We start from the raw sequence: 6,813 nt of genomic DNA, 5'->3' as shown, positions 1-6,813 counted from the left end.
TGCGGCCCCCCGAGCGGGGGCCCGCCCCCCCCCCGACCCCTCTTCCGGGGCCGCGTCGCACGGGTCGCCCCGCGTGGGCGCTCGATACAGGTCGCGGTACGCGGCCGGCGGGTGCTCGTCCGGCCGACCGCGACCCTGGCCGACCGCGACCCTGGCCGACCCCGGGCGCCGTGCCCGCCGCGCCGCCGTCCGCCCCGATGCCCGGCCACTGGCCGGTTTCCGCTGCTCACCGAGGGGTCGCTTGCTCCCGCGGATATCCGCGACCTAGGGTGAATGCGCTTTCATCGTGCATCGACCCCGGTCCTGCACGGGTCATCCACGAGACAGAAGAAGCGGACGGTCGGTCGGGTGAGTGCCCCCACTGTGTACGACGTCGCCGAGCGATCGGGTGTCTCCATCGCGACGGTGTCCCGGGTCTACCGGAACCCCGACTCCGTACGGGCCGCTACCCGCGACCGGGTCCTGGAAGCCGCCCGCGCGCTGGGATACGTCCCGAGCGGAAGCGCCCGCGGCCTCGCCAGCCGGGCCACCGGAGTCCTCGGACTCTGCTTCCCGGACTACGCCGACCCCGACGCGGAGGCGGACGCCGCCGACGCCGAGGACGACGACGCCGCCGTGATGCTCTACTCGGACCAGATCATCCGAGGCATGGAGCGTGCCGCCAGACGCCACGGCTACGCCCTGCTGATCGCGGCCTCCCTGGAAGGCGGCCCGAGAAGCCTGGTGGAGCAGGTCGCGGGGCGGGTCGACGGCTTCGCGGTGCTGGCGCGCACGGTGCCGACCGAGGAGCTGGAGGTCATCTCCCGGCGGCTGCCGGTGGTGATGCTGGCCGGGCCGCGCGAGATCGACCATCTCGACCACATCGAGGTCGCCAACGCCGAGGGGGAGCGGGAACTCACCCGCCATCTCGTCCGGGACCACGGGCTGCGCCGACTGGCCTTCGTCGGCGGGGAGCGGGACTCCCCGGACGCCGAGGCCAGGTTCGCGGGCTTCCGCGAGGCGTGCCGGGACGCGGGGATCGCCGTGGCCGGGGAGCCGGACGTACGCGTCTCGATGATGACCCAGGCCGAGGGGGCGCGGGCGGCCGACGCACTGCTCGACCGGCCGGGGGTCCGTCCCGAGGCGTTGCTGTTCGCGAACGATCAGATGGCCATCGGCGCACTGCACGCGCTGGAGCGCCGAGGGCTCCGGGTCCCGGCCGATATGGCCGTCGTGGGGTTCGACGGGATCCCGCTCAGCCGGATCGTCCGCCCGGCGCTGACCACGGTCCGCCAGCCGATGCGGCGGCTGGGGGAGGATGCGGTGGATCTCCTCGTCCGGCGCCTCGGGGACCGTACCCGGGAACCCGTCTCCTTGATGCTGCCCGTCTCGCTCGCGCGCCGGGCCAGTTGCGGCTGTCCGGCGGCACCGCCCGCCTGAGCCCTCGTACGGCGACACCGCGCCTCCCGCCCCGACTCCCCGGGGCGGGAGGCGTTTTCGTGCCCGCCCCGCCCGCTCCCGCCCGCCTCCGCCGCCGTCCCCGCCGGGCCCGTTCCGTACCGGCCGATGCGGTGTCGGCCACACATGCTTCCGGTCCGCGAACGCCGCGATTTAACGTTCGGAAGCGGCAGTTCCGGATCGTGGCGGCGTTACGCAAGCGTTACCTGAAGGGTTCTTGCGGATGTCCAAGGGGTGGCGCAGGGTGATGTATGCGCTTACAGGCAGCGCATACATCACCGGTTTCGGATAGCCGGACGCTCAAGGAGGAGCACCATGCACCGCACCACCGGACCAGCCTCGGCCGCCCTCGTCCTCGCGGCCGTACTGACGCTCTCGGCGTGCGGCGGATCCGGTGGGGCCCAGGTGGCGGGGGACGAGAAGCAGACGCTGACCGTCTGGGCGATGGGCACCGAGGGCGAGAAGCTGGGCGCCGTAGCCGACGCGTACGAGAAGAAGAACCCGCACATCACCGTGAAGGTGACCCCGGTCGGCTGGGACGTCGCCCATCAGAAACTGGTCTCCGCCGCGGCGGCCGGGAAGCTGCCCGATGTGACCCAGATGGGCAGCACCTTCATGGGTGAGTTCGCCGAACTCGGTGTGCTGGAGCCCGTCGACACCACCAAGTTCCGCGAGGCCGACTTCTTCCCCGCCTCCTGGGAGAGCAATGTCGTCGACGGCCGGGTCTACGGCGTGCCGTGGTACACCGAGGCCCGGGTGCTCTACTACCGGACCGATCTGGCCCGCGAGGCGGGGATCACCCGGGCGCCCACCACCTGGGCCGAGATGTCGGCGCTCGCCACCGCCTTCCAGAAGCAGGCCGACACCACCTGGGGCATCTCACTCCAGCCCTACAACCTGGACGCCTGGCAGAACTGGCTGCCGTTCTTCTACTCGGCCGGAGGCGAACTGACCCGGGACGGCAAGCCCGCCCTCGACAGCCCGGCCGCCGTCACGGCCCTCGCCGAGTACGGCGCCTACTTCGACAAGGGCCTGGCGAAGAAGAGCGTCCAGCCCGGCTACGACGTGGTGAAGGACTTCGGCAACGGCAGCGTCCCGATGTTCCTCTCCGGCCCCTGGCAGACCACCAACATCGCCGAGAACCAGCCCCAGCTGAAGGGTAAGTGGGCCGTGGCCCCGCTGCCCGCCGGAACCACCTCGACGTCCTGGGCCGGCGGCTCCAGCCTGGTGGTCTCGAAGGACAGCGAGCACAAGGCCGCCGCCGCGGACTTCATCGCCCATCTCGCCGCGCCCGCGACCCAGGCCGACTGGTACGAGCGCACCACCGACCTGCCCGCCAACAAGGCCGCCTGGGAGCAGGGCGAACTGGCGAAGGACCCGGCCGCCCGGGTCTTCCGGACCCAGCTGGAGAGCGCCAAGGCCATCCCCGCCCTCGCCGAATGGGCCGAGATCGGGTCGAAGATCGACGCCGCGGTCGAGTCGGTCACCCAGGGCAAGGCCACCCCCGAACAGGCCGCGAAGAAGATGCAGTCCGAGACCGCGCCGCTGGTGGGCTAGGGATGAGCACCGTCACCGAACCGGCCGCCGGGGTCCCGGCCCCGGTCGCCGCCCCACCCGCGCCGCGCGGTCCCCGGCGCCGCGGCCGCCGACCCGGCGGCCATCAACTGGCGGGCTGGCTCTTCTCCACCCCCTTCCTGGTCCTCTTCGCGGTCTTCATGGCGCTGCCGATCCTCGCCACCCTGGCGATGAGCTTCACCGACTTCGGTCTGCGCAATGTCACCGACCCGCTCTCCGCCGAGTTCATCGGCTTCGAGAACTACACCCGCCTCCTCGACGACGAGAAGTTCCGCCAGGCGCTCTTCAACACCGGGTACTTCGTCGTCGTCGGCGTCCCCCTCACCATCGGCGCCGGACTGGTCGTCGCGGTCCTGCTGAACAACGGCATCGACCGGCTGCGCACCTTCTTCCGGATCGGTTTCTACGCCCCCGTCGTCACCAGCATCGTGGCCATCGCCGTCGTCTGGCGGTTCGTCCTCGACCCGGCCGACGGCCTGGTCGCGGGTCTCGCCGCCGAACTGGGCACCACCGCGCCCGACTTCCTCGGGTCCGAGACCCTGGCGATGCCGTCCCTGATCGTGATGGCCGTCTGGCGGAACCTCGGCACGGTGATGGTCCTCTTCATCGCGGGCCTCCAGGCCATCCCCACCGAGGTCCGCGAGGCCGCCCGGCTCGACGGCGCCGGGCTGTGGCAGGAGTTCCGCTCGGTCACCGTCCCGCTGCTGCGGCCCACCCTGCTCTACGCCACCGTGATCACCACCATCGGCTATCTCAATGTCTTCGAGGAGCCGTTCGTGATGACGAACGGCGGCCCCTCCAACAGCACCCTCACCGTCTCCCTGAACATGTACCGGGAGGGCTTCAGCTTCTTCCACATGGGTTACGCCAGCGCCATGGCCTATGTGCTGTTCGTGGTGATCATGGGAGTGACGGTGCTCCAGCTCCGTCTGCTGAAGGACAACACGAAATGAGCGGCACCGCCCGGACCCGCCGGATGAAGAAGCCCGCGGCCTACCTCCTGCTGGGCGCGGGACTGGTCCTGATGGCCGCCCCCTTTCTGTGGATGGCGCTCTCCGCCTTCAAGACCAAGCCCGACCTGGCCGCCAGCCCGCCGGTGTGGATCCCCACCGAATGGACGCTCGCCAACTTCCGCGATCTGCTGGACCTGCTCGATCTGCCCCGCTACTTCCTCAACTCCACCATCGTCGCCACCCTGGTCACCCTCTCCAACCTGGTCTTCTGCTCGATGCTGGGATACGCCCTGGCCAAGCTGGACTTCGCGGGCCGCAACAAGGTCTTCGGTCTGGTGCTCGGCGCCCTGATGGTGCCCGGAAACCTGATGCTGCTGCCCCTGTTCGTCCTGATGAGCAAGATGCAGCTGATCGACTCCTACGCCGGTCTCGTACTCCCCTTCGCCGCGGGCGCCTTCGGGGTGTTCCTGATGCGCCAGTTCATGCTGTCGGTCCCGGACGAACTGCTCGAAGCGGCCCGGCTGGACGGCGCGGGGGAGTGGTACATCTTCTGGCGGATCGTGATGCCGCTGGTGAAACCGGCGCTAGCCACCCTGACGATCCTCACCTTCCTCCAGTCGTGGAACAACTTCGTCTGGCCCCTGATCGCCACCAACGACCCCGACAAATACACCCTGCCCGTGGCCCTGGCGACCTTCGCCACCGACCCCAACCGGGCGAACGGCGCCAACGGCGTACTGATGGCCGGATCCTTCCTGGTCGTCCTGCCCGTACTGCTGGTCTTCGCCGTCCTCCAGCGCCACTTCACCCAGGGCATCGCCACCGCCGGGCTGAAGTAACCGACACCCCCGCGCGCCCCTCCCCCCGTTCCACCCCTGTCACCGGACGTCCCGACCCGGCGGCATCCGCCGCCATGCCCCTGATGAAGAGGTCAGTACTGCTATGAGCGACAAGTCCGCCGCCCACGCCGACTGGGATTCCCGGATCGGCAAGCCCAGCGACAACCGGATCACCGGGGTCGGTGAACTGCCCCCGCCGGGCGGGCTGCTCGCCGTCGGCGGCACCGGCCACGTCCTGCTGGACTGGGAGCCCGTCGAGGGCGCCCTCGGCTACCTCGTCCACCGCTCCGACCTGGCCGACGGGCCCTATCAGCCCCTCGACCACCTCGGCGGCGATGTGCTCGCCGTACCGCACCCGCCGTACGCCGACACCCTCGCCGAACCCGGCCACGACTACTACTACAAGGTCGCCACCTGGTCCGACGGCGGCGCCGGTGAACTCTCCGCCACCGTGACCGGACGGCCCAGGGCAGCCGGGGACACCCCGGCCCGAGTCGCGGTGGCCGTGGACGCCGCCGCGACACCCGTCGCACTCCCCCGAGTCTGGAACCGGATGATCGGCGCCGAGCACTTCTCCCTGCTGATCCGGGACGAGCCCGGCCCCGGCGGCTCCGACGTCGCGGCCGAATACGCCGAGGCCCTGGGCATCGTCCGGGACGAACTCGGGGTCCGTACCGTCCGCGCCCACGGCACCTTCCTGCCGGAGACCGTCACCGTCCGCGCCGACGGCACCTTCGACTTCAGCGGCCTCGACACCGTCTACGACCGCTTCCTCGCCACCGGGCTCAAGCCCGTGGTCGAACTCTCCTTCATGCCCCGGGAACTCACCGCCGACCCCGACTACACCGTCTTCGACTACCGGGCCCAGGTCTCCGTCCCGGCGGACTGGGAACGCTGGGGCGACCTCTGCCGGGAACTCACCCTCCACCTCCAGGACCGCTACGGCCGCGACGAGGTCGCGGGCTGGGAGTTCGAGGTATGGAACGAGGCCAATCTGGAGGTCTTCTGGAACGGCACCCAGGAGGAGTACCACCGCCTCTACGAGATCGCCGTCACGGCCGTCAAGGGCGTCGACGAGCGCATCCGGGTCGGCGGGCCGTCCTCCGCCGCCGCGGGCTGGGTGGGCGACCTGCTGGAACACTGCCGCAAGCACGATCTCCCCGTCGATTTCGTCTCCACCCACACCTACGGCAACGCCCCGCTGAACTTCCGCCCCATGACCCGTGGTTTCGCCGAGGTCACCGGCAGGCCCGAACCCGAGATCCTGTGGACCGAGTGGGGCGTCACCCCCACCCACTTCCACCCGGTCAGCGACTCCGTTTTCGCCGCGCCCTTCGTCCTCCGCGGGATGCGCAGCGCCCTCGAATCCACCGACTGTCTCGCCTACTGGGTCGCCTCCGACCAGTTCGAGGAGCTCGGCTGGCCGCCGAGGCTCTTCCACGGCGGCTTCGGCCTGCTGACCGTCGGCAATCTGCGCAAGCCCCGCTTCTGGGCGCTCCGCCTGCTCGACCTCCTCCGCGGCGGCCGGATCCCGGCCACGGCCACCGGAGACGGGGCCGAGGCGCTGGTCGAGTGCCTGGCCACCCGGACCGACGACGGGACCTCCGTCGACGTCCTGCTCTGGAACGGCACCCTCGACCAGTCGAAGATCGCCGGATCGCCCGCCCTCGACCGCACCACCACGGTCACGGTCTCCGGCCTGGTACCGGGCAGCGCCCACACCGTGCTCTCCCACCGGGTCGACGAGGAGCACGGCAACATCCAGGCCGTCTGGAACGGCATGGGCGGCGGCGACTGGCCCGACGCCGGACAGTGGGAGGCGCTCCGCCGGGCCGACCGGCTGCCCGAGGAGGACCTCGGCACCCACCACGCCGACCCGGACGGCCGCCTCACCCTCACCGTCGAACTGCCCAACCCCGGCATCCGCCGACTGCACATCGCCCGCGCCTGACGGCCGGACACCCCGCCCGGGGCCGGGCGCCGCGAACCGTACCGCCGCGCCCGGCCCC

Annotated in this window: 5 protein-coding genes; all 5 read left to right on the top strand. The window is 71.0% G+C overall.

The genetic code is table 11. From position 1 onward, the window contains the following. Positions 1-348 precede the first annotated feature (348 nt). The 5 genes from AB0G74_RS21530 to AB0G74_RS21510 all read left to right on the top strand — a co-directional run bounded on the left by AB0G74_RS21530 (position 349) and on the right by AB0G74_RS21510 (position 6,755). Complete coding sequence (locus AB0G74_RS21530; protein WP_361148583.1) at positions 349-1,419, top strand: LacI family DNA-binding transcriptional regulator; 1,071 nt, start codon at positions 349-351, stop codon at positions 1,417-1,419. A gap of 333 nt (positions 1,420-1,752) precedes the next feature. Further along, positions 1,753-2,994 (top strand): sugar ABC transporter substrate-binding protein, encoded by a 1,242-nt coding sequence (locus AB0G74_RS21525; RefSeq protein WP_361148581.1) that lies wholly within the window; start codon positions 1,753-1,755, stop codon positions 2,992-2,994. A 2-nt stretch (positions 2,995-2,996) separates the two neighbouring features. Next, positions 2,997-3,965, top strand: coding sequence for a sugar ABC transporter permease (locus AB0G74_RS21520; protein WP_361148579.1), 969 nt, complete (start codon positions 2,997-2,999; stop codon positions 3,963-3,965). Between the two features lie 23 nt (positions 3,966-3,988). Further along, a complete protein-coding gene (locus tag AB0G74_RS21515; protein ID WP_361148595.1) occupies positions 3,989-4,804 on the top strand; it encodes a carbohydrate ABC transporter permease in 816 nt (271 codons plus the stop codon). Between the two features lie 103 nt (positions 4,805-4,907). After that, positions 4,908-6,755: a glycoside hydrolase gene (locus AB0G74_RS21510; RefSeq protein WP_361148577.1), complete on the top strand. Its 1,848-nt coding sequence runs from the start codon at positions 4,908-4,910 to the stop codon at positions 6,753-6,755. Positions 6,756-6,813: the final 58 nt, after the last annotated feature.

The organism is Streptomyces sp. NPDC020875 (assembly GCF_040641415.1).
Classification (GTDB): Bacteria; Actinomycetota; Actinomycetes; order Streptomycetales; family Streptomycetaceae; genus Streptomyces.
Note: the sequence above shows the minus strand (reverse complement) of the source record. Positions and strands in the feature narration are given on the sequence as shown.